This is a genomic window from Pseudomonas reinekei (genome assembly GCF_001945365.1).
Taxonomy (GTDB): Bacteria; Pseudomonadota; Gammaproteobacteria; order Pseudomonadales; family Pseudomonadaceae; genus Aquipseudomonas; species Aquipseudomonas reinekei.
The window spans coordinates 186,607-212,733 of record NZ_MSTQ01000010.1; the positions used below are offsets into that span (position 1 = coordinate 186,607).

A 26,127-nucleotide genomic window follows, 5' to 3' on the forward strand; every position below is an offset into this window, starting at 1 on the left:
ATGAAATATCCCAAGCTCAGCCCCGGGGAAACGCCCGACACCTATGTCATGGAATCACCAGTCACCGAGTCCGACATCCTGCAGATGGCTCAACAACTCGCGATGTATCGTCTGTCTAAAGGACGGGCGTTGACTGAGAGTAGACTCGTTATCAGCCACCTACAAACGCTGCTGCAATTCCATGATTACGAGGTCCTTGCTTTGTTACTACTCGATACCGAGCACCGCGTTATTGGCTTTAAGGAACTATTCAGGGGCGCATTGGAGGTTGCATGCGTGTCCCCTAGGGAGGTGGTCAAGATCGCCTTGGAGCATAACGCTGCGGCCGTGATTCTGGTGCATAACCATCCTTGCGGTGATCCGGAGCCCGGTCAAGCAGATGGCATACTGACCACCACCCTCAGGAACGCCTTCAACATGATCGGCACCCGAATATTGGATCATGTAGTGGTGAGCCATCAAGGTTGCGTGTCGTTGGCCGAACAAGGTTACCTGTAACGCCTAGGCTCACATCGTCCAAATAGACTGCCCTTGGCGGTGCTCAAGGATGCAGCGGCCCGAGTGGCGTCTGGCGATCTTAGCCAAGCGATTCAGGTGACCGGTGACGATGAGGTCACCCAGGTTCAGCAGTCTGTGCGCACGATGCAAAGTACGCTGCGCGATGCTCTGCAAAATATACAGGGCTCGGCGACTCAATTGGCGAGCAATTGCAGCACCTCACGCACCAGTATGGCGATGCTCGTCACGCCCATCTTTTCCTTGATCTTGGTGCGGTAGACGTCGACAGTCCTCACGCTGATGCCCAGCTCCCGAGCTATCACCTTGCTGGCCTTGCCATCAATCATCAGCATCAACACCTCACGTTCACGACTGGTCAACAGCCCCAGCTTGCCTTGCAGTTGCTGGCGCTGCTCCTGATCGGCCTGGGCGTGCACGGCGTACTTCAGCGCAGTCTGGATACGATCGATCATCTGTTGCGGGTTGTAAGGCTTCTCGACGAAGTCCAGCGCGCCATTCTTCATCGCCATCACCGACATTGAAATGTCACCGTGGGCCGAGACGAAAATGGTCGGCAAGGTGCTGCCGCGCTGGTTAAGGATGTCCCGCAACTGGAAACCGCTGGTTTCCGGCATACGCACGTCCAGCACTAGACAGGCTGGTTGCATGGGGTCGTACTGGCGGAGGAATTCTTCGGCGCCTGCAAAGCACTGCGCCGGCACGCTGACCGACTCCAGCAACCAAGCCAGCGAGGAGCACAGGTCTTTGTCGTCGTCGACGATATAAACAATCGGTTTACGAGTTTCCATCGGGGCAGCCATGAAAATTTCTAATTATTTTTTCGCATGCGAACGCACGGCGCGCATCGGCGCATCTTTCTGGAGCCAGTGTGCAGAATACGCGGTGTGGCCGGCTCTTGCGATAAAGAAACCCCCTAGTCGACTAGCGAAAAGCCAACCTCATCAAGGGATCGTTAGATCGGTAGCGCCGAGTTCGGGCATAGTCTTGCGCCATCACCTACGGACCGCACAAAGGCGGTCCTCCTAAACGAAGGGAGATCCGCATGCCCCATCTGAGCCAACAGCAAATCGACTTTCGTCACGCCATGGCGAAGCTGCCTGGCGCGGTGAACATCACCACCAAGCACACCATACTAGCTGCGCAAGGCGAGCTCGCCTAACAAGACAAAGGGGCACTCTTCAACCGTAATCAAAGGCATGAGGTTCGTTCTTTTATCAATCTAAAAACAACTTTTTTCTAAGTCATCACTCAAGAGAAAATGTAGTAAAACCACAACACTTATCCAAAGTGCATATTCCGAGTGGTGGAAGGTCGGGGCCATGAGTAGGATAGGCCACCGTTATGGGCCTCACCAAAGGCCCTTTATGCATTAGCCGCTCGCTTTATCGGCGCCGGTGAATTAAGGAAACGTATATGGACCGCGTGCGAAATTTGCTGGAACAAGTCCAGAATCGCCTTGAAGACCTGAACAAGGCCGAGCGAAAAGTCGCCGAGGTGATCCTCCACAACCCACAACAGGCTACCCGGTTTAGTATCGCCGCCCTCGCCCAGGCTGCCTCGGTTAGTGAACCGACGGTCAACCGTTTCTGCCGCTCGTTCGGCGTCAGCGGTTATCCCGAACTCAAGCTGCAATTGGCCCAAAGCCTGGCCAGCGGCGCGGCATACGTCAGCCGTGCAGTCGAGGCCGACGACAATCCGGAAGCCTATACCAAGAAGATTTTCGGCAGCGCCATCGCCTCGCTGGACAGTGCCTTACAGGCGCTGGACCCGAACCTGATCAGCCGCGCCGTCGACCTGTTGATCCAGGCCCGACAGATCCACTTCTTCGGCCTCGGCGCTTCGGCTCCGGTGGCTTTGGATGCGCAGCACAAGTTTTTCCGCTTCAACCTGGCCGTGACCGCCCACGCCGATGTGCTGATGCAGCGCATGATTGCGTCGGTGGCGCATACCGGGGAATTATTCGTGATCATTTCCTACACCGGCCGTACCCGCGAACTAGTGGAAGTGGCGCACATCGCCCGTGAAAACGGCGCTTCAGTGCTTGGCCTGACCGCCGAGAGCTCACCTCTGGCCAAGGCCAGCACCCTGAGCCTGAACATCCCGTTACCGGAAGACACCGACATCTACATGCCGATGACCTCGCGAATCATCCAGTTGACCGTACTGGACGTACTCGCCACCGGCATGACCCTGCGCAGGGGCGTGGATTTCCAGCCGCATTTGCGCAAGATCAAGGAAAGTCTGAATGCCAGTCGATATCCGATTGGGGATGAGTTCAGTTAGGACGCTGAACCGCGGTATTTTGATCTTGCATCAAACCCCAACCCTCGCCTGCGAACTCAAAAGCGCCAGCTTTCCACGACGCCAGAGTCAGGCTATGTTTGCCACCGCTCGCCACGTCTACGCAGACAAACTCTGAAATCTCGTTCCAGCTCACCTCCCAGCAAAGGCGGTGCCCCCATACCGGGTGCAACACGAAAGCCAGGTGTCCAGTGGATCGACCGGTGGCGTAATGTTAGGCGGCTAACTCAAGCATCGGCACACCACTGTGAAAGCGAAACTCCACATCTGGTGACTCAATCAACTCCTGCTCGGCAGCGCGAACTTTGTCGATCATCAGGGTGATGTCCTTGGCTTCTCCGTATTGGTAAGCCAGTTTCAAATAACTCTGGAAGTGCCGGGCCTCGCTCGTGAGCAAGCCGAAGTAGAACTTGCCCAGTTCTTCATCCAGATGTGGCACCAGCGCCTCGAAACGCTCGCAACTGCGGGCCTCAATGAACGCGCCGACCACCAGGGTATCCACCAGCTTGACCGGTTCGTGACTGCGCACCACTTTGCGTAGTCCCGAGGCGTAACGCCCGGCGGACAACTGCCGCAACTCGACTTTGCGCTTTTTCATCAGGCGCATCACTTGTTCGTGGTGAACCAATTCTTCCCGGGCCAGCCGCGACATCATGTTGATCAGGTCAACGTGGGAGTGATATTTAGCAATCAGGCTCAGCGCGGTGCTGGCGGCCTTGAATTCGCAGTTCTTGTGGTCGATGAGCAAGGTTTCCTGATCGGCCAGCGCGGCCTGAACCCAGCCGTCGGGGGTGCGACAGCCAAGGAATTCGTGAATTTCTGGAAGGATCATGGGGCCCACGGAAAAAAGGTTCGAAACGAAGGGTGCCGATTATACCGACCTGTCCGCAGACCACCAGTCGGCAAACGTTGATATGTATTAATGCCCCGGCTTGCGGGCAGCAACAATAGTTGTGCAACGCCATGCTTTTTCATTTTCAGGAGACCTCCAAGTGTTACACCAGCGCCATCGGAATGAGCCCCCATTCATAGAGCTGTACCGCAATCGACAGATAGAAAACACGTTCGCCCGGCTGAAGTATCACCAAGAGGTTGCATCACGCCTTGATAATTGACTCCAAGTGGTTTGGTCAAGGTGCTTCATTGCAACAGCGCGCACTATCTGCCGCATCGCAGCTGATTTCATAGTTCCGCAGCTGAGACACCCAGCGAGACTACTGAGTGTCGTCAGCAAGTATTGCCAAATACTTCACATTACTGGCCACATGATCAAGCTAAGGCATCTCGGATCGATTGCCAGTTTTTGTTCTCTACCCAAGCGAAGCGGCAGCGGCCACCGCTACGCTTCTCCCATAAGGCGCCAATCCGTTTTTTCTCATTGCTATCCTGGGTATTGGCAATGTGCCCTCCCTTATACTCAACAACCAAAATTATTCCGTTTTTCATCTTAACGACAAAGTCTGGATAAAATCGATCGGAAGCCGTCTGAAGCCAAAACGCTGAGGGCTTTTTCTCGACATTTCGCACCCACCATTCAACATCGGGAAGTTGGTTAGCGATGAACTCTGCGCATTCGAACTCTTCCCCGGTGGCCTTAAGGTTCCCGATCACACGGAAGAAATGCCTCTTAAGATGGACAAATCCAACATACGGGGTGTCATAGCCGTAACGACCTTGCTCAAACACCACCGAGTGTTCGTCGCGAACCGCGAATCTAGATTCGTCGCCAAACAACTCATCAAAAGCCCGCTGTTTTGCAACTACCAATCCGGAAGCGAGCTTACGCTCAAAGGCACCCCGCAAGCGAAACTTCCGATAGGCCAATTCATCCAACGTAAATCCTCGCTGCTCAATTAAGTATGTTACAGCAGCGTTCAACCAAGCAGCTTTTCTAGCACCTTCTGAGTAGGGAAAGTAAAGGTTACGATCAAGCCAATAAATTAAATCTGTGACCTGCCACCCTTTCTCCTGCCCAAAGAGCGCAAGCTGACTATCAAGCCGATCGTAGACATCACATTCAACCTTCTCCAGTTGGGATATTGTCAACGAAGCCCGACGCATTGCCTCAACGTCATGCCGGAACTCCGCTTCAGTGAGTTTCGGATCAAACTCGCCTATCTCCCAATCCGCCTCAAGCAAAGGCGTCTCATCGAAAACGTCGAAAAAGCCGAACTGAGTAATACTAAGCAACGGGACACGAGCGGACTCTCCGGCTTCGGCGGGTGATTTCACTGGTTGATGCGGCTCTTTGTCTACTGCCACCTGCGAATCAAATCGCTCACGTATCGTCCTGGCCATGTCGGGTTGTTTAAACGTATCAGCAATCTGCTTTAAATGCGCGCTGCTCGCTCCTCCCCTCACCGTCAGTGTCCCAGTCTCAGGAGAGATTTCGAGCTTTTCTCGGATAGTTTTAGGCAACGCTTCCATTGCCTCAGATGATGGTAGCGCTACGCTTCCCCCTACCTCAGGAAGCAAAATAGTCAGATCGCCCTGTGGAGCAAATAAATCCCCTACCGGATTGTCATCCATCGCAGTGACGACTAGGTTTTTAGTTTCAAGTCGTTCGAACCCACTCTGTACCAAGCCATCTCGCAGCCCCTGAACCGTACTAGCAAGCTCCCCGGAGACCACATAAGCGTAACTTCTATTAAGCGCCTCGCGTTCCTTGCGCGTAACGTGAGGCATGCGCAGAATACGTCCCAAAACCTGTTCAACAGCAGTAGCGGAAGTCGTGTTCCGGAATGAAAATAATACGTAGGCAAACGGACAATCCCAGCCTTCGCGCAACTTATCTACAGTAATAATAAACTGAGGATAATCTGGGTCTTCCAATTTTCTACCAGAGAGTTCGTCAAGTGCGCTGGTTGCAATAGCAATAGAGCTCTCTGGAATTTGGAAGTCTTCTATCAAGTGTTTTTTGACGCGCTCTGGTGTAAAAGTTTCCTTATCTTGCGATTTTCTCTCAGCCTGGATGAGCATAACCACAGGGTTGATTAGTTCCCCTGTAACCTTGAACTCGTCTTGAGCATCGGCTTCCAGGCTTCGTACTCGGCTAATCGCCTCTGTCAGCGAAACACGCCATTCGGGATGGATCGCCAATTCCAGAGGAAGCTTTAGCATGTCCTCCGCCTGCAAAGTCGCGGCGGAAACGCTGCGCAAAACATTAGACGGCTGGCTCGCGCGATCGGGCGTGGCGGTGAGTTCAAGGATACAAGACGGCCCCAACCGCACTAAAGTATCCACGGCCAAAGGCGTACCCTGATTATGCGCCTCATCAACAATGACAAAGGGACGCCGTAGACGGATAACATCCATGAGCGAGCAATCACCCTTTTGTTCACTTGATGCGCCGTCAAAATGGGACATCAGCGCCCCGTTCTGCCGGTTCACTCGTAACCCGTCGTCAGTGTCCCTCTTAAAACTTTGCATCGTAGCTACGATGATAGTATTTCCTGTATTCAACGTAGACGGTTGAAGATAAAGCGCCTCATTAATATCCAGGACATGCACTGCGCCAAAAAGATCGCGCATATCTTGATAAAGTAACTCCCCACTATTCTTCAATGCGTATAAAGTTTGCTCGCGAATAGGATCCGAAGGCACCAACCAGAGAATTAGAGAGTGCTCTGTTGCAAGAAAGGACTCATTTACTCTCTTAATGGCTTGCCCAGCGATACGGGTCTTCCCCCCACCCGTTGGTACCCGCAAACATACATAGGGCACTGAACTTGCGCCCGGAAGCGGGTGATAGGCTAGTGCATGGCCAAAATGGGCAGCCGTGCTCTCAGCGAAAGCAAGCTGGGGGTTTTTCAGTTCGCGCGTACGAGCGAGGAAGCCCGCGAAGGCATCCAACAATTTATGTTGATAATCTTTCAGCCCGTTGTTGTTCAGAACCATGTCTTGATCGCCAATTCATAAGGGAGCTGATGGAAGGTGATGTTAAGCCTAGCAAGTTTCGCTTTATCCAAACGAGTTCGTGCACCGTAAATAACCCGCGGGCCATCGAAATCGGGTAACAGCTCCGCCAAGTATGCAAGCGTCCGACTGTTCAATACATTTCCGTCGGCTCCCTGCTGGTCATCTAGAATGTTGCCGTGTAGCAGGAACACTGCACGCCCTTTATACAATCCCAAAAACGGGCTTGGATGCACTCGTCCGACCAACGACGATCGTGATATACCCACACCCGTTTCCATAAACCACACAAATTCCGCAAGCTGATCAAAACGCACCTCTGGACGGATCAATCCATCGGTTTGGAACAGAGTCTGTTCTGATAGCTGACAGTACTGAAACCCACCTCCAAGACCAGGAACAGGGGTTTTCTTTTTTCCAGCAAGTGGAGTGAAGCCTTCAACCGCTTTTTTGATGCGCTCTCTCGTTTTATTCTCAGCGGTATCTTTCTCAATCTCAATCAAAATGAACCGCAAAGGGGTAGTGAGATGTTGATTTCTTTTTAGAACAGCGTGAGCTGTTGTGCCGGAACCCCCGAAGCTATCCAAAACAATGTCCCCAGGCTCCGTAACCATTCCGATCAAATCAGCAATTACTTCCGAGTCTTTAGGAAAGGGAAACGCCCCTGCCCCCAAAATCGACTCTACTTCGAGTGTGGCGCCTCGCCCATCTTTGTATATGACGCTCATCATTGGCTCTTCATCTACTTCGAAGAGGTAACTCTTACGATTAGGGATCGTAGTGTGATCCTTACCGAAATGGATACGTGGTGGGACGTCAGCCAGTGCCGCCTTAGTAGTATCTTCTTCCCATCGCCAGCCAGTAGACGGCATTGCACAGTCCTGTTTGGTGATCGGGTGGGGAATCGGATAACGAGGTCGATTTTCACGCCCATCGTCCGGTCCTGCGAAATCTGCAGCAAAGTAAAGCCCTTTGCTATCTGACCAGTTGTAATGCTTATGGCCTTTGCGCGGGTCTGTTTTCGGCATTGCCCGGTACCAAGCCATCATCTCTTTTCTAATCTGCACATGGTCTTCACCGTTATTTTTGCGCAGACTATTGTAATACTCAAGAACCTCTTCGACGCCTGGCTTCTTTCGACGCCAGGTGATTTTTTGTGCTTTTAAAAGAGACTTATTCCTAGCGAATGCCACAATGTATTCGTGAGTCACCGAGACGAGCTTAGAATCACCCTTCTTACCCTTTTCCCAGACAACAGTGGCAACTTCGTTGCCCGCGCCGAACACCTCACGCATTAACGCCTGCAGATTACCCAATTCGTTATCATCGATAGAAACAAATATCGCGCCGTCTTCACGTAGAAACTGTTTCAAAAGAAGGAGCCGAGGATACATCATGCATAACCAGCGATCGTGCCGATCCAGCGTTTCCCCTTCTTTACCAACTGTCTCTCCGAGCCACTTGAGAATTTCAGGACTGTTAACATTGTCATTATACACCCACCCCTCATTCCCCGTGTTATAGGGAGGGTCGATATAGATGCATTTTACTTGGCCAGCGAACCTAGGCAGAAGTGCTTTTAGAGCTAATAGATTATCCCCTTGAACGACAAGATTTCCACTTTCATGATCACCACATGACAACTCAGGTACCGGCTCTATCAAACGAAACGGAATCTCTTTATGGTGTGTCTCAACTGCTTCTTTGCCTATCCAGTTTAAAGTTGGCATTCAATTTCTCATTTCAGTTCTTGTCACATTTACTCGCCGCGATCAATTCGGAGTGATTCTCAAGGCCTTGCTGCCGCGCGTAGGCAAGAATAAGTACTTCCATCATTGATGCGACTGAGCGGTGTTCGCGCTCTGCACAAATCCGCAAGAGCTGCTTAATGTGTCCAGAGGTGCGGATCGAAATGGTTTCGTCCTTCAGACGCTTCATGGGATAGCCCTGATTTGATGTATTGCCAATGTACTGCGTTTTGCAAATTTAATCTAGCCCCTACTTCTCTCCAGCAAGGAAAAACCGGAGTGTCGAGTATGCCCCGCTATCGATCCAGCTGCACGTCTCCGCCCCCGCTCACCGGTCCAACACAGATACCACACAATCCAACCTCGCTAGCACTAGCCCGCTCAGAAGCTCTCGCATAAGGCCACGTATCGCCCTGCATCCGAGCTTTTTGACACAGCTACGGATTTCAAAAGGAGTAATAAAAAATGAGTATTTCACCTAAGACAGATGCTATTACTAAGCCAATTCTAGGGCCAAAAAGAAACAGATTTTCTCCTGGCAAAATTTTAGCCACTCCCAAAGCACTTGCAGCAATGGAAGAGAAAAACCTTACAGTCTTCACGCTATTGTCGCGACATCTAAGCGGCGACTGGGGATCTGTATTACCCGAATATTCGCGATCCAATGATGAAGCTTTGATTCACGGCTTCAGACTTCTTTCTATATATGTACTAGGACCTGATACCACTATCTGGGTAATTACAGAGGCCGACCGTTCGGCTACGACATTTTTATTACCAAGCGAGTATTAAACACTCCCCCATAATACATCGCCTTGAAATTCCTTCGAGCAACAACCCTCGCCCGCGCTGAAACCAGCGAACAAGAAAATCAGTAGCATTATAAGTTCGAAACCTTACAAGACCCGTTACAACTGAAGTGGTAGAGAACACTGATCTTCGCCACCGCTATGCGGTGATCCTCCTCTGATCGATAGAAATGTATTTCAGTCTGAAATAACGGCCATCGCCCAGCCTGGCGTATTAAGAACTCCAGCTCAGCTTCAACAGTTTCCATTGACCTCCAGCTACCTCCATCGGCAAGATCGGCTTTAACCTAAAGATCGATCGTTGCTGAAGTGAATTTCTTACTCCATGCGTAGCCATAATAACCATTACTGCGTCTGGGCCCCATCGGTATGGCGACGAAAAGCTGTCTTTTCAACACAATATGCAAAGATAATTCCGCCGTTGGCCAACGGCAGCTTTTGACTGTTTTCGTGCGAGGTTGCTGGTCAAAAACGCTTTTACACAGCCTCGGCCAGAAGCGGTCCGTGAGAAACTTATCGTAGGATGGCGCTGAGCGCAGCGATACCCAACATCGCTGAATTGACGGAATAGAAATGAGCGCAATGCCCGATGATTGTACACCCCTGTTAACAAGTCGCAGGTAGGCGTACAAGCCGAATATCAGATGAGAGACCGGTGACGAGGCATTCAAATTTGAGACGTCAATCCACGTTGAGCACGTCAAAGCGATTGGCGAGGTAGTCGATCAGCTTGCGGACGGCGGGAAAACACAGACCGTAAAGTCATCAATCTCGAACTGAACAGTAAGGCGCACGCAAAACGATGATGGGGGGACAAAATTTCAAAGCACTACAAACCGCAGTAAAATAACGTAAAAACTAACGATAACGCCGCCTACAAGCCGGGCTAACCTAAAACCGAATGGCTAGAGCTGGAGGGATTGTGGGCCGATCCCAACGTTAAAGGCATTTGATCGAGTCCTCCGGATCAGAAGGAACCTCATCGGCTCGGCCGATCACGCCTCAGAGCATTGCAAATGGACTCGGTATTCCAAAGAGTATTCCAAGCAAAAAATACAGACATTAAAAAACGTATAAAATCAGAAGCTTACGAAATCAATTCAGATTACCCCGGCCCACCACTTCATCATCTAAAGACGTCCACGGACGTCTTTTTTTGTGCCTGAAATTCAGTAACCCCCTCCAGCTTTCTCCCCCGCCTCGACAGTCTCTACTCCGCGCAGTTGGCGAGCACAGGTCACTAATGCCCCTCAACTTTTCAGATGACGCGCGCGATGCCCATTCCTACCGCTTATCGTCCTGGCGAAAAATAATCTTTGACATCGTTGGGGCTTTGGCAGAATATCAATCCATCGCATACGACTTAATCGAAAGCGATAAACAACATCGATCCATTGCCGTTTGGAGATTCAACCATGAACACCGCCAGCATCCACACCATGTTCACCACCACCGCTCGCGCTGTCCAAGGTCACAACGGCAACAACTGGATCACTGCAGCAACCGATTGCTAAGTCCATTTTTTACAGCATATATATCGCATACGATTAGATAGCGCAGTCAACAACCTTGAGGAATCATCCCATGAGCAAAATCGAAAAAGTACTGGCCACCGGCAAAACCCACACCACCCTGAGCAGCGCCGGCATCACCTCGCGCGGCCATAACGGCACCCTCGACATCGAGTTGTCGTCTCCCGGTTCTGCCCAGCCGGCCCACGTGTTTGCTGCCACTCAACCGCATCCGAAAGCCGAGCAATTGTTCGCCGGGGCATGGTCGGCCTGCTACACCGCAGCAGTTGGCCTGGTTGCCGCCGAGCGCAACATCGCACTGCCGGCAGACCTCGCCGTCGACATCGAAGTAGATCTTGGCCAGACGGGGCCAGCCTACTTCCTTCAGGCCCGTTTGACTCTGCGCGTTCCGGGGTTGGCACACGACGTCGCGACCGAACTGGCGCATATCGCCGACTCGATCTGCCCGTACTCCAAGGCAACACGCGGCAATATCGATGTCGCCATTAACGTCCAGACTGCATAAGGCACTCCACAACCGGTCCCCAAGGGTATTTCCCCCTGTGGACCGGTCGTCGGCTTCATGGACTGGTTACCCGTGGATACAGTCCTGCAAAGGTATGAGCACTTCCGACACCATCGCATGCGATGTATAGTCTGGCCTTGCACTCCATCCGTCTTTGCCCAGAGAGATTGCGCATGAAATCTGCCGACAAGACATCCGCCCTCGACCTGAAGCTTTCCGAATTCCTGTGCTTTGCGGTCTATTCCTCCAACCTCGCCTTCGGCAAGGCGTACAAGGCCATGCTCGAACGACTCGGCCTGACCTATACGCAATTCATCACCCTGGTTGCGCTGTGGGAGCAGGATGACCAGACCGTTGGCAGCCTTGGCGAAAAGCTGTTTCTTGAATCCAACACCCTCACGCCGATCCTGAAAAAACTGGAGGCCATGGGCTATCTGTTGCGCCAACGCGACCCGGAAGATGAGCGCCAGGTGCGAATAAGCCTGACGAAAGAAGGGCGGAAACTGCGCGGGGGATTGACGGAAGAAGGCTTCCCGCAAACCGGTCTTGATCCGGACGATTTCGTGCAAATCCAGCAGGCCATTGTGAAACTGCGCGACAACCTCATCCGTACGACGAAAGACCGTCACGACGAAAAGTAAGTGACCGCTGACAGGTCCACGCCCACAAAAAAAGGCACTGCCGGTCATCGGCAGTGCCTTTTTTGTACCGCCAGAATGCTTCAGCGCGACAACATGAAGGTGTCGTACTCAAGGTCTTCCAGTGCGGTGGACAGCCGATGCAACCCCAACAACACGCACACCAGCAACGACAGGGTGAAACCGTAGCCAAAGAAGCTCGGCCCAAGGTGCATGCTCAGTAGCGTCAACCCGGCGTTCAGCACCGCGAAGATCACGCACAGTTCCAGCACCACGGCACGCTTGTCGAGGTAGAAAAACACGTTGAGCAACGCCATGAACACCACCTGGATGCTCACGCCGATCAGGTCGATGTAGAACAGCGGCAGGTAATAACTGGAGATGCCCAGCCAGTCCAGCAAGCGCGGGGCGAACAGGAACAACAGCACCACGGTCAGCCCCTGCACCTTGCAGATTTCCAGCAGGCCCTGACGGATCGACAAGGTCATCTCGGTCTTCAGCGAATTGATGTGCTGCAAGGTCTCGCCTTCGCGAACCGCGCGGAACAGTCGGTCATACCACTCGGCAAAATCGGTTTCGATGCGCACCAGGAACACCGCCATCCCGGGGATGATCGCCAGGTACGCGAGGAAGATCGGCAAGTCGTACAGGATCGAGGCCCGCAGTGGGCCGATGACGGTGTTCGAAGTGCCGGGGTTGAACCAGAACAGGAACTTGTCGATCCAGATGCCAAAGTTATAGAAGAACCCGGTCACCAAAAGACTGACAAACACGTGGCGTCGGTCAAGAAAATCGAAGGCCACCAGTTTCTCGGCACGGTATTCGCGCAGGATGTCGTAGAGAAACAGGAACAGCAGCGTACTGTGCCCGATCAACAACGCCAACAGCAGGCCCGCGATTCCCAGGAAGCTCAGCAGATAAGCACTGATGACCATCAGCGTGTAGCCCACCAGCATCACCAGGAGGATGCGGTTATACGCTTTCATCCCCGAGAGGAAGATGATCACCATCCACAGGTTGCACAGCACCACGAAGTTCGACAGCACCAGCAGCCGGTACATCAGGGGCTGGTCGAACAACACGCTCAGCACGACGATACCCAGGACGCCGGCACCGATGGTGACGATCAACAGCACACCCACCAGGTTGGGCAGGATCTGGTCGTGCTTGTTCTCAAACAGCCGGTCGGAAACGAACCGGGTGAAGAACAGCTGCAAACCGCCCGTCAGGATGAGCGAACTGGCCATCAGATAGGTGACCGTCACCAGGAACTGCCCCACCAGTGTATTGGGCACGACACGGCTCAGGCTGATGATACCCACCAGCATCACGCTGATGATCGACAGCACCCAGGGCCCGGAGCTGATCAGCCCGGCGTAGACGTAGGCATGCAAGGTCGCGGTGTAGGAATCGCGCGACAGGATCTTGCGGAGTTCGAAGCCAATCCCGGCCATTTAACTTTTCTCCATGGCGGCTTGATACAAGTCGCGATAACGCTGCAGCATCAAGGCTTCGGTGTAGTAACGGTTGACCCGCAACAGGCCGCTGGCCTGAGCCGCTTGCCAGCGTTGCGGACTGCGTAGCAGTTCGAGGATGGCCACGCTGGTGGCCTGCGGGTCGGCAATGGCCACGACTTTACCGGCCAGGCCGAGGTCGCGGTCTTCAGGGCTGCCGCCTTCGATCATTTCCCGGCACGAGCCCACATCACTGCTGACCACCGGCGTACCAGCGGCCCAGGCCTCGAGGATCACCAGCGGTTGCGCCTCACTGATCGAAGTCAGGACCATGAGCCCGAGTTTGGGCAGGATGTCCTGGATGCGCTGGAAGCCAAGGAAGTGCACCTTGCCCTCCAGCCCCAGGCTGGCCATCAGGCTGCGGCATTCGCTGACGTATTCCGGGTCTTCCTCTTCCGGGCCGACGATCCAGCCTTCGGCCTCGGGCATGGCGCTGATCACGCCGCGCATGGCCCGCAGGAAAGTCTTCACGTCCTTGATCGGCACCACGCGGCCGATCAACCCCACCACCGGCGCAATGCCGGGGGCACGGGATTCGAGCGCGGCGGTCCACTGCGGCAGGTCGATACCGTTGGGAATGACCTGGGTGCGAACCGGGTCGGCACCGTCCTTGATTTGCCGCTGACGGTTGCCGTCGTACAGCGAAATGATGTTGTCGGCGCTGTTGTAGGTCAGTTGGCCGATGCGCTCGAAAAACCGCACCCACAAGGTCCGGATGTAACCCGAGCCGGCATCGAGGCTGCGGTTGAGCGCCTGTCCGGAACTCTCGGCGATCCAGCTGGCCTGGGCCAGGTCGATCTTGCGTTCCTTGGTGTAGATCCCGTGCTCGCTGAGCAGGTACGTGCAGTTCCAGCGCTGTTTGAGAATGCAGCCCAACAGCCCGGCGTAACCGGTGGAAATCGAATGCAGCATCCGCGCCCGCGGCATCCGGCGCGACGACTCGGCGAGCATCAGCAACGGCGACTGCATCGAGCGCAGGGTCCAGAAATAGTTGATGAAAGACGGATCGGCGCAGTGCAGGCGATAGCCTTCGCTCAACGCCTCCCAACTGGCGCGGCTGCGCAGCACGTCGTCGAGGGTCAGTCGGCCTTGCGCGATGCAGTCGAGCAGGTTTTCGCCCAGTGCCGGCTCAGGCGCGTCCGGGTGATGCAGGAAGCGATACAGGTCTTCCAGCTGTTGCAGGTCGGCCTTGCGCGGCGTGCCCCGAGTGTCGGTGGTGTGGGTCGCGTCTTCGAGGAACACCTCCTCGATATGTACCACGTTCGACGGCACTTGATAGCGCCGTTCGGGATAGGCCGAACGCTGCCCGCCGATGAACATCACCGAGAACGTCAGCTCCGGCAGGCCAAGGATCATCTGGTGAATCCAGCTCGACACGCCGCCACGCACATAAGGCCAGGTGCCTTCGAGCAGCAGGCAGATGTCGGCGATCGGCGCCTCTTCCTTGTGACTCATGTCCAGCTCCTCACCAGATCAGCGAAGGGTGGTCGCTGGCGGGTTTTCTCGGGAAGGCTTGCGAGCAACCCCGGAATTTCATGGTAACGACCGGCTTCGAACGCCAGTTCGGCGTGAAACGGCAGGATCTGCGCCGCGCCCATGCCGTTTTCCTGGGCCTGGGTCAGCAGCACTTCGGCGCGCTCGATGTCGCCGCGTTCCAGGGCGATACGCCCGGCCAACAGAAACAGCTCACCGCCCTCACCCGCTTGCAGACCTTGTTCGGCATGCTCACTGGCTTGATTAAGGACGTGCTCGAGTACGCTGCCTTGCGCCAGCCCCAGGTACGCCAGCTCCCAATACCAGCGCGCCAGCGTGCCGTGCAGCACGCCGGCGGCTTTGGTCGTGGCGCCGTGCAGTTGGCCAAGGGCGATCTGGATGCGCAGGTTGATGTCGCTTTCCTGCTTGTCGAGCATCGAATACGCCAGCAGCCGCACATCGTCGCTCGGGTCGCCCAGCGCCAGCTTGAGAATCGGCACCGCTTCCTTGCCCGGCATGCGCCTGGTGGCCAGCAACGCGGCCAGGCGCTGATCCGGATCCGGTGCGTGACGCAAGACATCCTGCAAACCGCCATCGGCAAAGATCGGCGAATGCAGATTTGTCTGCGCACGATACGGCAGGCTTGGAATGCCCACCGCTTGCCAGGCTTGCTTGTCGCGTTTGCGCGGCAGGTACAGCGCCGGGAAAATCGCCGCGACCACGCCGACCGCACCGAGCACCGGCACGAAGAACGCCAGGCTGAAAATAAACAGTGGGCTCCAGGGCATAGGCGAGCGGTAACGCGTCGGCAACAGCAACCAGACTGCCGCGCACAACAACACGCAGGCCAGACCATGAGTGAGGGTGAACACCAGTAATTGGTGCAGTTCAGGCGCGTCGGCCCACAAGCTGGCCCAACTGCCCGCCTCTAACAACAAGGCTCCGCTAAACAGCCACTTGCTGATCATTCAGGCCACACTCGTTGAACAGGAAGTTACGCAGCCCGTTGTGTTCATCGGGCTCCAGGTTGTAAGGCATGACCCGCACTCCGAGGCTGTCCAAGTCACTTTCAATGCCGAAGTGTTCATGCACCAGCAGGTTGATACGCGACAGATAGCCCTCGGTGCCTTGCGGGCTGGTCAACGGCAGCAGCACCAGCAGCAGCTGGTGATCGCGGTTGTTGCGCAGCGGCAGGTGCAAGTCGAGACCGCGCTGGCTGCGCTCCAGCAGACGCGTCAGCTCTTCGTTGGGACGGGTCATCTCGAAGGCGAACAGACCGGCCGACAACTGATGCCGCTCAACGTCGACCAGCGAGCGCTTGAGTTGCAGCGTGAAGTGCTGCGCATCGGCATCCGCCAGTTGCAGCACTTGCACGTCACGCAACAGCAGGTCGGCGATGTGCCCGGCCAACAGCGCCAGCAGGCTCAGTGTCCGGTCCTGGAAGGCGAAGAACGGCATCTGCCGCACCGCCAGCACCGCCAACAGACGCCCTTCGGCATCGATCAACGGAATGCACGCTTGCAACGACGAGAATTGCGCAGAGCCACCGGCATCGATCAATTCCTGACGCACGCTCACCAGCTCACCGCGCTCCAGGCACAACTTGACCAGACCGTCTTCGGTGTCCAGCGAGCCCATGACGCCGATGGTTGCCAATGGGGCAGGCAACACCCGCTCACCGCGATCGTCGACCCGATACAGCCCGGCCACCCGCAGCGAGCCATATTGTCCAAGCACGGCGACGATCGGGTCAGCCAAGGCCAACAGAGCATCGCCCTGCTCCGGCATGACTCGCAGTCTTTCGCGCAAGCCCAGCAGAGAGCTGCGCAAGCTTTGGTCGCTGCCCGCCACACGCTGTTCCAGACGGTCATGGGAGACCCGCAGAATCTGATGCGCTCGGGTGAACTCATCGAGACGGTACTGGCGATAATCGTTGGCCATCTGCAGACGCTCCAGACGTCGTTCCCACAGATCGCGAACCTCGCCCACCAGCATGCCGCAGACCAGCACGCCGACAATCCACGACGGCTCAAGCTGTTCATAACCGGCATGGCCGCTGTAGCGCAGGGCAAAGACTGCCAGCACCAACAAACCGGCGCTCAGCAGGCCGCGCACAAAACCGTAACGCACACCCAACAGCAGCGGCGCCAGAATCGTCCAGGGGAACCCGCCGTGCATTTGCATCGGGTCTTGTGGGGTCAGCCACAGACCGAGGCCGATGGTCAGGCCGGTTACCAAAAACGTTTCCAGCCAAGACACCAGGCCGCTGGCGCGAGGCGCCAGGCTGTAATCCATGTGTGGAGAATTCATTGCAATCACTCGAACCTAAGGGCGCCAACAAGTTTGTCGAGCACCTTTTGCGCGGTACCCGCCAGGCTTTCACGAGACCAACCGGCACGCGCGCCACTTTTGCTCCAGAGCACCTGGCCGCTGCTTGCATCCAGCACGCGCAGGCTGATGCCCACTGCCGGCTCGCCGTCCAGGCCGTTCTTGTACTGCCACTCTTCAACGCTGCCGGCGACCACGTAATCGAGTTTCTGCTCGCGCGCCCAATCAAGGGCTCCGGCCAGACGCTCGTTGTCGTCCATCAACGCTTGTTCACCCTGGGTGCTGGCCGGGTAAACCCGTGGTTGCAGGCCGTGGCTGCTGAGGACGCTGAGCAGGATTTGCTCGCTGCGCTCACCGGCCTGCGGCGTCTGCGAATAGTTGACCATCGGCACGATGCCCCACTGCGCAGTGCGCGGCAGGTTCGGGCTGCTATCGTCGGTGAAGCTGGCACAACCGGCGACAAACAGGACCGCCAGCGCCAGGCTCAGATTACGAATTGCTTGCATACGTTTTTCTCCCGTAGAAAATTCCATGATCAGCGTCCGAAACGCACGCCGTAGCTCACGCCCAGTGTTCCGCCGGCCTTGCCGTCCCCGCCTTGTGGCGCGGATTGGTAGCCGAAGGTCAGGGCCAGTTCGTCATCACCCAGCACTTCAACGCCGATCCCGGTATTGATGCCGTAGTTAAAGGTTTGATCGGTCCATTGCCAACCTGCCGTCAGGTCCACCAGCCAGGTGTACTGCGGCTTGGTCCGCACCAGCGCGCCAGGTATGCCGCGACGCCAGGAACTGCCGAAATACAGTTGGCCGTAGCGGCTTTGCAGCAAGTCGCTGGCGGTGACGGTTTCGATATCCAGTGGATTGATCGGATCGGGCTCACCGGTATCCGGGTCGAACGTCTGCTCAGGCGCGGCCCTGATGACCGGCCCACCAAAGTTGCTGGACAGATAATCCAGATTTTTGTCCTTGACCCGGTTCTTCTGATAGTCGACACCGCTGCGTACGGTCCAGTTGGGACCGGCGAATTCCAGCGTATGGTTGTACTCCATTTTCAGCGCGTGGCCATCGCCCAGATCGTCACCGGCACGGGTCGAAAATGACCGCTGTGCGACTTCCCAACTGAATTGATCGCGAGCCGTCAGGCTGTGACGTCCACCCAGATACACGCGGTCCTGTTGGCCGAAGGCCCGCATCAAACCGCTGTCTTCGTTCTTGCGATGCCAATCAACACCGGTTTCCAGTTCACCGCTCACGCCCAACTGCCAGGTCCGGGACAGGCCCAGGCCGTTGCGGTCGTCATCGTCGCGCTGGCTGGTATCGGCAAACAGTTTGTAGCTGCCGTTATCCACTGCACGTTGCAGGGTCAGGGCGGCATTACGCTCTTCGCCGATTTTCGATGATTCGATTTCGTCACCGCTGTAGTCGCCCTGTTCCAGCTCAAGATCGGCGTACCACTTATCGCCCAGGTTGTGCGCGATTTGCAGACGCGGAGCGTTGAACTCGATTCCGCCGAAATCCTGCTCTTGCCACGACAACTGCGCGCCTTGCGGCGTGCGCTCGTGGATTTCCACGGCCTGGCGACGCAGCTGTTCGCGCACAGCTTCCGGCTGCTCGTCACCGAGCGCTGTCAGGCTGGTGTCGAGCGCTTCGTTCAGACGACCCAGGCGATTGAGCGCCTGAGCCCGCTGCGCAGGGTCCAGGTCGCTACGGGCCAGCAGTGTTTCGACTTGCGACTTGTTACGGCTACGCAGGGCTTCCTGAATCTGCTCGTAGCGTTCGACCTTCAAGCCATGGCTACGTGCCCACGCCAGCCAATCATCCTTTTGCGATTCCGAATTGGTGGTATCGAGGCGCGCCAGCAGGCGTTCGAACCACATTTGCAACATCGCCGGCGAACCGTCCTTCCACCTCAACAACTCGTGCTGCGCCTTTTTCGGCGAATAACTGCTGGTCATCAGACGCAGCCAGACAGCGTAACGCTGAGACGATGGCTTTATGTCTTCACCTTCCGGGCTGCGCAGCAGCTTCAGACGCAATCGCTGGGCTGCATCCTCATAACCGGCGCTTTCCAATGCGTCGGCATAGGCCGCCCGCACCAGCCAGTCCTGCGGACTGCTTTTGAGGTACATGCGATACCAGGCGAGTGCTTCTGCGTCGCGGCCCAGCAACTGGCTGGCACTGGCGAACGGCAGCCAAAGCAGTCGGTCCTGGCGTGCATAATCGCGCCACTGGGTCATCAGAGGCTTGAGTTTCGCGGTGTCCGCCTGATCAACGTAGAACCACACCAGTCGCTCACGGAACAAGTTGTCAGTGGGGTAACGCGACAAGCCCAGTTGATACAGGCGCTCGGCCTCATCGGCATTCCCCTGCTTGGCCGCCAATGCACCCCGCATCGCCAGCACCTGAGCTTGATCAAAGGCCTCCGGGTATTGCTCGGCATCTTTAAGCAGCGATACCACCCGCGACCAGTCGTCCAACTCCTGAGCTTGCTGCAACGCCTCGACCAGACGTTGCGGATCCCGGGTGCGCTCCCAGCTGCCAATCGTCAACGTCAAGGCGCGTTGAGGATCGCGAGTGCGATACATGGTGATCAACTGACTCTCGTCGCCACTGGTCAACTTGCCATTGATCGCAAGCAGTTTTTCCAGCGAAACCCGTAAATCCTCATCGCGCTCCAGTTCCCAGGCCAGGGACGCACGGGCGTGCCAGTAATGCTCGTCGTCGATGGTCTGGTCATCGTCCTGAACCACTTTCCATGCGGATGTGTTATCGAACAACTTCAGGTAAGTGTTGGCCCAGTCGACCTGCTCGGTGGTATTGAGCTTGAAGCGTTTGGCATAGCTCTCATAAACCTTGGTCTTGCTCTCGAACTGCCCGGTGTTTTCCAGGTTCTGCAACAAACGCGTCCACGCCAGGCGATGCGACGGGTACTTGCGCAAGTACTTGTGGAACCAGGCTTCGGCCTCGTTCGGCGTGCCCCGCGATTCATGACCGTAGTTCAGTGCATCGAGTTCGACGTCAGTCAGCGCACGCTGATCCATGATCTCTTCAAGCAACGGGATCGAACGATCGAAGTCAAACTGCTGACTCCCCAGACGCCACGCGTGCTCACGCAGCTTCGGGTCTTCGTGCAACTTCAGCAGACTGATCCAGTAGGTCAACGCGGCCTCGTTCTCTCCACGCCATTCACCCAGCCGCGCCATTTGCTCAAGCAGCGCCTGATCCTGGGGGTGGTCGATCACCAGTTGCTGACCGGTTTCCCAGGCACCCGCCAGGTCGCCGATGGCCAGTCGCACATGGAAAGCCTTCAACGGGATCTGCGGGTTATCCGGTTGCAAAATCTGCCACTGCTTGAGCACTTGCTGTGCCAGATCAAAACGCTTGTTCGCTACCGCGACATCAACGCCCTGTTCCAGCCAGGCAATGTCGGTTTGAGGATTGATCAGCTGCGGTAGCTCATCGGCAAGCACCTGTGCGGCCTGGTCACCACGACCGGCGGACAGCAGGCTGTCAAAAGCCAGCTTTGCAAATTCGCGACGCTCGGCGCCTACCTGGGCTTCTCTTTTGAGCTGCTGATAGATATCAGCCGCACGCCCTGGCTGCTCACCGGCCATATACCACTGGGCGGCAGATCTGAACGACTCGGTACGCAACTTCGGTTCACGGTTGGCAATTTCTTCGTAGACGCCAGCGGCGTACGCCGGGGCCTGCAACTCCAGCGCCAGCTTGGCCAGGGTTTGCAACTGCGGCGTCGGCAACTTGCGGTGATCGAAGGTTTTCATCCGCTCAACCAAAGCCTGCTGCGCAATCAGATCGTTGCTGCTCTCGGCCACCAATGCGTCAAGCTGCAAACGATAAAAGGCCTGAACCTGCGCCTTCGGATGCGGCCAGGCCTCCAGGTGCCGCCGCGCCTTGTCGTACTCACCCAGACGAATCAACAGATCGATCAGTTGCATACGCAGGTGATCGTCGTCCGGGTGGGCCGCCAGCAGCAACTCGGCATAGTTGGCCGAGACCGCATCCGGCTCACGACCATCGGGCTGGAATACTTCTTCACGCTGGAAGGTCGCCCACAGCAGACCTCCCACGGCAACCGCCACCACCGCCAATGCCCAGGGGTTGAGCAGGCGGCTTTTTTTAGTTGCAGAGGAGCTGACCATTACTCACCTGCTTCATTGGTAATTGAAAAGTCCAAAGGCCCGCAGACCCCTTGCCGGCAAAACGCTGTCCATCCACTTCGACCCGGCAGGCACTCGCCGAGCGTACCGAGAAGGTCAGATCAAACTGCCCGGCAAACGAAAAACTCACGCGTTTATCATCCAGGTACTGCCAACTCAGCAGAGGCAAATTCGCATCCTCCAGCGCCGGGCGGCCATCCCGGTCAGGACGCAGAACCAGCAGTGCCCGGTCGCTGCTCAGGGCCACATAGCGGCCTTGCGGTATATCTCGAACACCGGCAACGCCTTGCGATCGCAGCAAATCCGGCCAGCCCATTTGCGGGTCCAGGCGCACGGTGCGCAATGCATCCATGCCGCGAATCTGCCAATTGCCATCGGCGGTTCGCGCCAGACTGGCCTGGTACAAGCCATGCAATCGATCGATGTAGTCGCTCATCCACAGCGACATCGGATTCTGCTCACGCATGTAGCCGTAGATCTCGTGCATGGCCTTGATCGAGGCTTGCTTGGTGCTTGAGTAGAAGTGGTAGTAAAGGTGCAGGCCCCGCAGACGCTTTGGGCTGTCAGTCAGTTCAAAGGTCTCGATCAATTCGCGGAAGCCGTAGTAGGGGCCGTGCCACAGGTTGGTGTAGAGGTTCTCGTTGATGATCGGCGCGTAGTACTGCAAACCGCCCTCGGTAGGGCGCAGTAACGGGTTCAACCCGGTCAGCGATGGGTCGGCCTTGGTCATCATCGTTTCCGCGCCGTTGACGTTTTTCAGGCCGGCATCGTAGGCAATCTTCAGCGTCGACGCCGAAGGCAGGGCGTCACCTGGCCAGAACACCATTTTCACCGGTTTTTCCGGGGTGGTGAGCTGCTGGTTGATGTAGTCGCGCGAACCGACAACCTCGCGACGGAAATCAATTTTGTCGTAACCCGGAATCGCCATGTTCAAGCCATATTCCGGTTTGAAATTCTCACGCTTCTTGGCTTTGTCCGGCTGCATGAAAAACGGATGGCTGAAGGTGTGAGTGGCCACTTCGACCTTCGGGTTGGCGAAGATCTCGCGGGCGATGGGCTCCAGTTCACGTGCCAGGTGCGGGAACATGCCGCGCGGCGAAATCTCACCCTCGACGATCGACACCGACGTCAGGAACGGGTTGGGCTTGATGTAGTCGTCCAGCGTGTGACGACCGGCGTACGGAGTGCCACGCACTTCGGCGCGGGATGGAAAACCATCGCCATCGATGTGTACAGTGGCGATTCGACGGCCGTTTTCCGTGGTGGTGTCCGGGCGTGGTTGCTCAGGCAGACGCAGGCTTGCCTTGAGGAAGGCAAAGGGATCGAGAATCCAGCGACTGCGCTCGTTGTTCACCTCAAGAAGGTAAGGCGCCAGCGCCAGACCGCCCCAATCGCCAATGACGACCGGATTAAAAGTTTCACCTGCTGCATTGCTCAGCGAGAGTGCCGGTGTCGGCCCCTTGGGCAACACCGAAACCGCCGTCAGATCACGGGATCGGGGCTGCACCGGTGCTTCAAAAGCGCCGATCAGCGCCTTGTCTTGATGAGTAACGGTCAGGGTTTGGGTACCCGGCGGGGCTTCGCGGGTCAGGCCCATGCGCTTGAGCAGGACCCGGTCTTCGATCGGCAGACCGGAGAAAAAAACCACCGGCACGTGCTCGTCCAGACGCGCGCTAATGAAGCGGTTGAACGCCGCAGCGTCTTGCGGCGAACCGCTGGTCATCCATGTGATCACCCCGGCATACAAGCCACTGAAGCGATATTCCGGCATGGCGCTGTTGGCAGGCAGGTAGTCGACGCGATACCCGAGGTATTCGAGCAGCCCGCCGAGATAGGTATGACCGGCATTATCAGCCAGGTCACCTTCGCGCGGGTCGTAAACCAACGCGACACGTCGAGGCTGCACTTCGATGTTGCTGATACCCATCGAATTCAGGTCTGGGGTGCTGATAAAAGGAATGAAACCTTCATCGCGCAAACGCTTGGCCAGCTTGCGGGCCTCCTCACGTCGTTCCGGTGGCAAATAGTCGATCGCCACCAGTGGAATGCCCTTGGCACGCAACGGTTGCAGCTGGCCCAGCAGCCATTGGCGGTCCGCCTCCGGCACGGGTCGATATCGCTTGGCGGCGGCATCCCAACCGGCGTACAGCGACTCGAAAGCTACCGCTGCCGCCACGCCGTCGAGCTCCGGCAGCACTTCAAAGCCACGATTGAAAAACAGCTTCAGTTTTGGCTGCTGCTTGTGCAGCTCACGCAGAAAACTGGCAAGGCCGGCACGCTGTGCTTCACGTGACTTTTCTGGCAGTAGAGTGAAACTGTCGAGGGTATCGAGAAAAAGTCCGCCATAACCCTGGGCTTGCAGCTGCTTGGCACGCCTGAGCAAATGTTCGCGCCAGGCCGGTGCCGTAAGGTCCATGACCTGGCTGTTCCACGAATCGTTTCGCACCGGAGAGACCGCCTTGTCCAGGCCGGCCTTGGTGATGTCAGCCTTTGAGCCGTCGAACTCTCCCACAGACACATAAGCAAACGGCTCACTGCCCAGCTTGCGCAACGTTTTGACATCGCTCGCTGTCATGTGCCCCGGCTCGACAACTGCCCAGTCGAACTGGGCCAGTTCAGAGATCGGCGGCTCATCGGCATACCAAAAGGCCACGCTGGAGGGTGGAGTCAAAACCGCGGCTTGCACGGCAGGTCCACCCACACACAGCGCCAGAGCGGCTAACAGTCGCTTGGCGACCGAGCGGACACGCGTCCTGCGAAAAACGATTTCCATAACTCACTCTTGAAATGACTTGATCAGTACTGATTGTGCGTCGGACAGTAAAGCAGACCGAGTTACAAACTGCGGATGAGTTGCGCTAGACCGTTGCCGATGGAAGTCGGTTCCGGAAGCTTGAAGCGCTCAAGCAAGCGGGCATTATTGGCGCGCGAATGGCGAATGTCGCCTTGACGTGGCGCCTGATTATTCACCTTCAAAGGATTGCCGGTGGCAGCCCCCAGTTCAGCGATCAAATCATTGAGGCTGGTGGAGCGGCTCAGACCGACGTTCACCGCACCGGGACGCGGCTCGGTGGTCTCCACGGCTTGCAGCAGAATGCTCACCAGGTCCAGAACGTAGACGAAGTCGCGGGTCTGCTCGCCATCACCGAAAATCGACACAGGCTGCTGCTTCATCGCTCGCTCGGTGAAAATGCTGATCACCCCGGAGTACGGCGAAGACGGATCCTGGCGTGGGCCAAAGATGTTGAAGAAGCGCAGGATCACCGGCTCCAGGCCGTGCTCGCGGCGATAGAAATCCAGGTAGTGCTCACTGGATAACTTGTCGCTGGCATAGGGCGTGAGCGGCGATTTTGGCGTGTCTTCGTCGATGGCCGATCCTTCGCCGTTGTTGCCATAGATGGCAGCACTGGAGGCAAACACGACGCGCTTGATCCCGGCCTTCAGCATGTTTTCGCAAACGTTGAGAGTGCCGACGAAGTTGCTTTGATGCGTACTGACTGGATCGTCCACCGATGCTTGCACCGAAGCCACTGCCGCCAAATGTACGACGGCACTGCAATCACGCATGGCCTGGGCCACGGCGGCGCTGTCCGCGACATCGCCGATGACCAGGTTCAGATTGGCGTTGTCCATGGGCAAGTTACTGACTTTGCCGGTGGACAAGTTATCCAGAACGCGAACTTTATACCCTTTGGCCAGCAACGCTTCCACAAGGTGCGATCCAATGAATCCGGCTCCGCCAGTGACCAGTACGCGCTCAACGAACATGAAATTTCTTCCTGAATATTCAAGCGGATACTCGTTAAAAGAGGCCGCTGACGGTGTGGGCATTTGTCATCGTATTACGGTTGCGAAACTTGGGAAACTGCCCAGTCACCACCGACATTTTTATGGCGCAAAGCCATCAAAGCGCGGCCGATAATGGGAGAACAAACCGATACTGTCAATAGGTTGTCTACTTTGCCGCCGCACGGCATCTGATCGCGATTATTCGTCACTTTATTGACGCCTAAAATGGATCCATTTTGATCATTAAGGTACAACCTGGCGTTGCCCCACCTCAATGACTTATGAACAGGATCCAGTGGCTCACCGGAGCGCTACCCAGCGTAGCCACTCTAGAGCGCCAAGATGAAATTAAAACGCCTTTGCAGCGTCAACTTGGCTGGCACCCTGCGAAGGACGACAACAGGCTGATCGCGTCCGACCGCATTTTTATCCAATACGGATGCGTTTCGCCCAAGTCATCCGGGTACGCCGGTTTGCGTGCGCGTTCGGAGGCTGACTTTGCGGCGGATCATTTGCCTTGAGCGCACCAAGGCTTCTGACCCGGGCGTTCATCCACATGAACTTTTCTTCACCCCACCTCGAAGCCACACCCTGTACATTTGCCTCGCTCATTCAAGAAACTACGGTTTGCCCGCCCTCCCGCGGGCTTTTTTTTGTTTAATTTTTACCCTACCCGCACATTTTGAGCAGTGCTCGCCACGCCATGACAACCACAGGCCAGGAGATGGCCCTCCCATACAAACGGAATGCCGTTCATACGCCGGCGCGGATGCCCTTCGACGAAGGCAAACTCGCCCAGATGCAGCGGGCAGTAAGCCTTGTCGCCCAACACCGCCGGGGTTTTTCCATTGAGGGTATGCGTGCCCTTGAGCTGGCAGG

20 protein-coding genes and 2 pseudogenes are annotated in these 26,127 nt (G+C 56.3%); 7 read left to right on the forward strand and 15 right to left on the reverse strand.

All coding sequences use genetic code 11. The annotated features are described in order from the left end of the window. Both BVK86_RS18110 and BVK86_RS18115 read left to right on the forward strand, forming a co-directional pair. Complete coding sequence (locus tag BVK86_RS18110; protein ID WP_075947707.1) at positions 1-498, forward strand: JAB domain-containing protein; 498 nt, start codon at positions 1-3, stop codon at positions 496-498. 39 nt (positions 499-537) lie between these two features. Next, on the forward strand, positions 538-777 hold the full coding sequence (locus BVK86_RS18115; RefSeq protein WP_269458099.1) for a HAMP domain-containing protein: 240 nt from the start codon (positions 538-540) through the stop codon (positions 775-777). Here BVK86_RS18115 and BVK86_RS18120 read toward each other — a convergent pair. Further along, positions 693-1,307 (reverse strand): response regulator transcription factor, encoded by a 615-nt coding sequence (locus BVK86_RS18120; RefSeq protein ID WP_075947729.1) that lies wholly within the window; start codon positions 1,305-1,307, stop codon positions 693-695. The genes BVK86_RS18115 and BVK86_RS18120 overlap by 85 nt on opposite strands. Before the next feature lie 254 nt (positions 1,308-1,561). Here BVK86_RS18120 and BVK86_RS30565 point away from each other — a divergent pair. Both BVK86_RS30565 and BVK86_RS18125 read left to right on the forward strand, forming a co-directional pair. Next, positions 1,562-1,639, forward strand: a pseudogene (locus tag BVK86_RS30565) (4-hydroxyphenylacetate 3-monooxygenase reductase subunit); the annotation flags it as partial. A 302-nt stretch (positions 1,640-1,941) separates the two neighbouring features. After that, positions 1,942-2,802, forward strand: a complete 861-nt coding sequence (locus BVK86_RS18125; RefSeq protein WP_173668867.1) for a MurR/RpiR family transcriptional regulator — start codon at positions 1,942-1,944, stop codon at positions 2,800-2,802. A gap of 30 nt (positions 2,803-2,832) precedes the next feature. On the opposite strand, the pseudogene BVK86_RS30175 reads toward BVK86_RS18125, so the two are convergent. The 5 genes and pseudogenes from BVK86_RS30175 to BVK86_RS18145 all read right to left on the reverse strand — a co-directional run. Continuing rightward, positions 2,833-2,995: pseudogene (locus tag BVK86_RS30175) on the reverse strand (D-hexose-6-phosphate mutarotase); the annotation flags it as partial. 39 nt (positions 2,996-3,034) lie between these two features. Beyond that, positions 3,035-3,652: a MiaE family protein gene (locus BVK86_RS18130; RefSeq protein ID WP_075947709.1), complete on the reverse strand. Its 618-nt coding sequence runs from the start codon at positions 3,650-3,652 to the stop codon at positions 3,035-3,037. 437 nt (positions 3,653-4,089) lie between these two features. Continuing rightward, the gene (locus tag BVK86_RS18135) at positions 4,090-6,717 is read right to left on the reverse strand and encodes a DEAD/DEAH box helicase (protein WP_075947710.1); all 2,628 of its coding nucleotides are present in this window, start codon (positions 6,715-6,717) and stop codon (positions 4,090-4,092) included. After that, the gene (locus tag BVK86_RS18140; protein ID WP_075947711.1) at positions 6,708-8,465 is read right to left on the reverse strand and encodes a site-specific DNA-methyltransferase; all 1,758 of its coding nucleotides are present in this window, start codon (positions 8,463-8,465) and stop codon (positions 6,708-6,710) included. Before BVK86_RS18140 ends, BVK86_RS18135 begins: the two co-directional genes overlap by 10 nt. A 13-nt stretch (positions 8,466-8,478) precedes the next feature. Then, positions 8,479-8,673 (reverse strand): hypothetical protein, encoded by a 195-nt coding sequence (locus BVK86_RS18145; RefSeq protein WP_075947712.1) that lies wholly within the window; start codon positions 8,671-8,673, stop codon positions 8,479-8,481. A gap of 275 nt (positions 8,674-8,948) precedes the next feature. Between BVK86_RS18145 and BVK86_RS18150 the strand changes: the two genes are divergently transcribed. The 3 genes from BVK86_RS18150 (at position 8,949) to BVK86_RS18160 (ending at position 11,970) form a co-directional block, all read left to right on the forward strand. After that, entirely contained in the window at positions 8,949-9,275 is a 327-nt protein-coding gene (locus tag BVK86_RS18150; RefSeq protein WP_075947713.1) for a hypothetical protein, read from the forward strand. A gap of 1,601 nt (positions 9,276-10,876) precedes the next feature. Then, a complete protein-coding gene (locus BVK86_RS18155; RefSeq protein WP_075947714.1) occupies positions 10,877-11,329 on the forward strand; it encodes an Ohr family peroxiredoxin in 453 nt (150 codons plus the stop codon). Positions 11,330-11,502: 173 nt separating this feature from the next. Further along, positions 11,503-11,970: a MarR family winged helix-turn-helix transcriptional regulator gene (locus BVK86_RS18160; RefSeq protein WP_075947715.1), complete on the forward strand. Its 468-nt coding sequence runs from the start codon at positions 11,503-11,505 to the stop codon at positions 11,968-11,970. Between the two features lie 80 nt (positions 11,971-12,050). Here BVK86_RS18160 and pelG read toward each other — a convergent pair whose 3' ends face one another. The 9 genes from pelG to BVK86_RS18210 all read right to left on the reverse strand — a co-directional run. Continuing rightward, a complete protein-coding gene (gene pelG, locus BVK86_RS18165) occupies positions 12,051-13,421 on the reverse strand; it encodes an exopolysaccharide Pel transporter PelG (protein WP_075947716.1) in 1,371 nt (456 codons plus the stop codon). Next, the gene (pelF, locus tag BVK86_RS18170) at positions 13,422-14,936 is read right to left on the reverse strand and encodes a GT4 family glycosyltransferase PelF (protein WP_075947717.1); all 1,515 of its coding nucleotides are present in this window, start codon (positions 14,934-14,936) and stop codon (positions 13,422-13,424) included. Further along, the gene (locus BVK86_RS18175) at positions 14,933-15,922 is read right to left on the reverse strand and encodes a HEAT repeat domain-containing protein (RefSeq protein ID WP_075947718.1); all 990 of its coding nucleotides are present in this window, start codon (positions 15,920-15,922) and stop codon (positions 14,933-14,935) included. Before BVK86_RS18175 ends, pelF begins: the two co-directional genes overlap by 4 nt. After that, positions 15,900-17,264: a PelD GGDEF domain-containing protein gene (locus BVK86_RS18180; protein ID WP_075947719.1), complete on the reverse strand. Its 1,365-nt coding sequence runs from the start codon at positions 17,262-17,264 to the stop codon at positions 15,900-15,902. Before BVK86_RS18180 ends, BVK86_RS18175 begins: the two co-directional genes overlap by 23 nt. 5 nt (positions 17,265-17,269) lie before the next feature. Further along, positions 17,270-17,788: a penicillin-binding protein activator LpoB gene (locus BVK86_RS18185; RefSeq protein ID WP_075947720.1), complete on the reverse strand. Its 519-nt coding sequence runs from the start codon at positions 17,786-17,788 to the stop codon at positions 17,270-17,272. Positions 17,789-17,817: 29 nt separating this feature from the next. Beyond that, the gene (locus BVK86_RS18190) at positions 17,818-21,441 is read right to left on the reverse strand and encodes a tetratricopeptide repeat protein (RefSeq protein ID WP_075947721.1); all 3,624 of its coding nucleotides are present in this window, start codon (positions 21,439-21,441) and stop codon (positions 17,818-17,820) included. Continuing rightward, a complete protein-coding gene (locus BVK86_RS18195) occupies positions 21,419-24,232 on the reverse strand; it encodes a bifunctional glycoside hydrolase/polysaccharide deacetylase family protein (RefSeq protein WP_075947722.1) in 2,814 nt (937 codons plus the stop codon). Before BVK86_RS18195 ends, BVK86_RS18190 begins: the two co-directional genes overlap by 23 nt. A 62-nt stretch (positions 24,233-24,294) precedes the next feature. Further along, the gene (locus BVK86_RS18200) at positions 24,295-25,227 is read right to left on the reverse strand and encodes an NAD-dependent epimerase/dehydratase family protein (protein ID WP_075947723.1); all 933 of its coding nucleotides are present in this window, start codon (positions 25,225-25,227) and stop codon (positions 24,295-24,297) included. 685 nt (positions 25,228-25,912) lie between these two features. Continuing rightward, positions 25,913-26,127 (reverse strand): PAAR domain-containing protein (locus tag BVK86_RS18210; protein WP_075947725.1); only part of this gene is annotated, 215 nt, incomplete at its 5' end.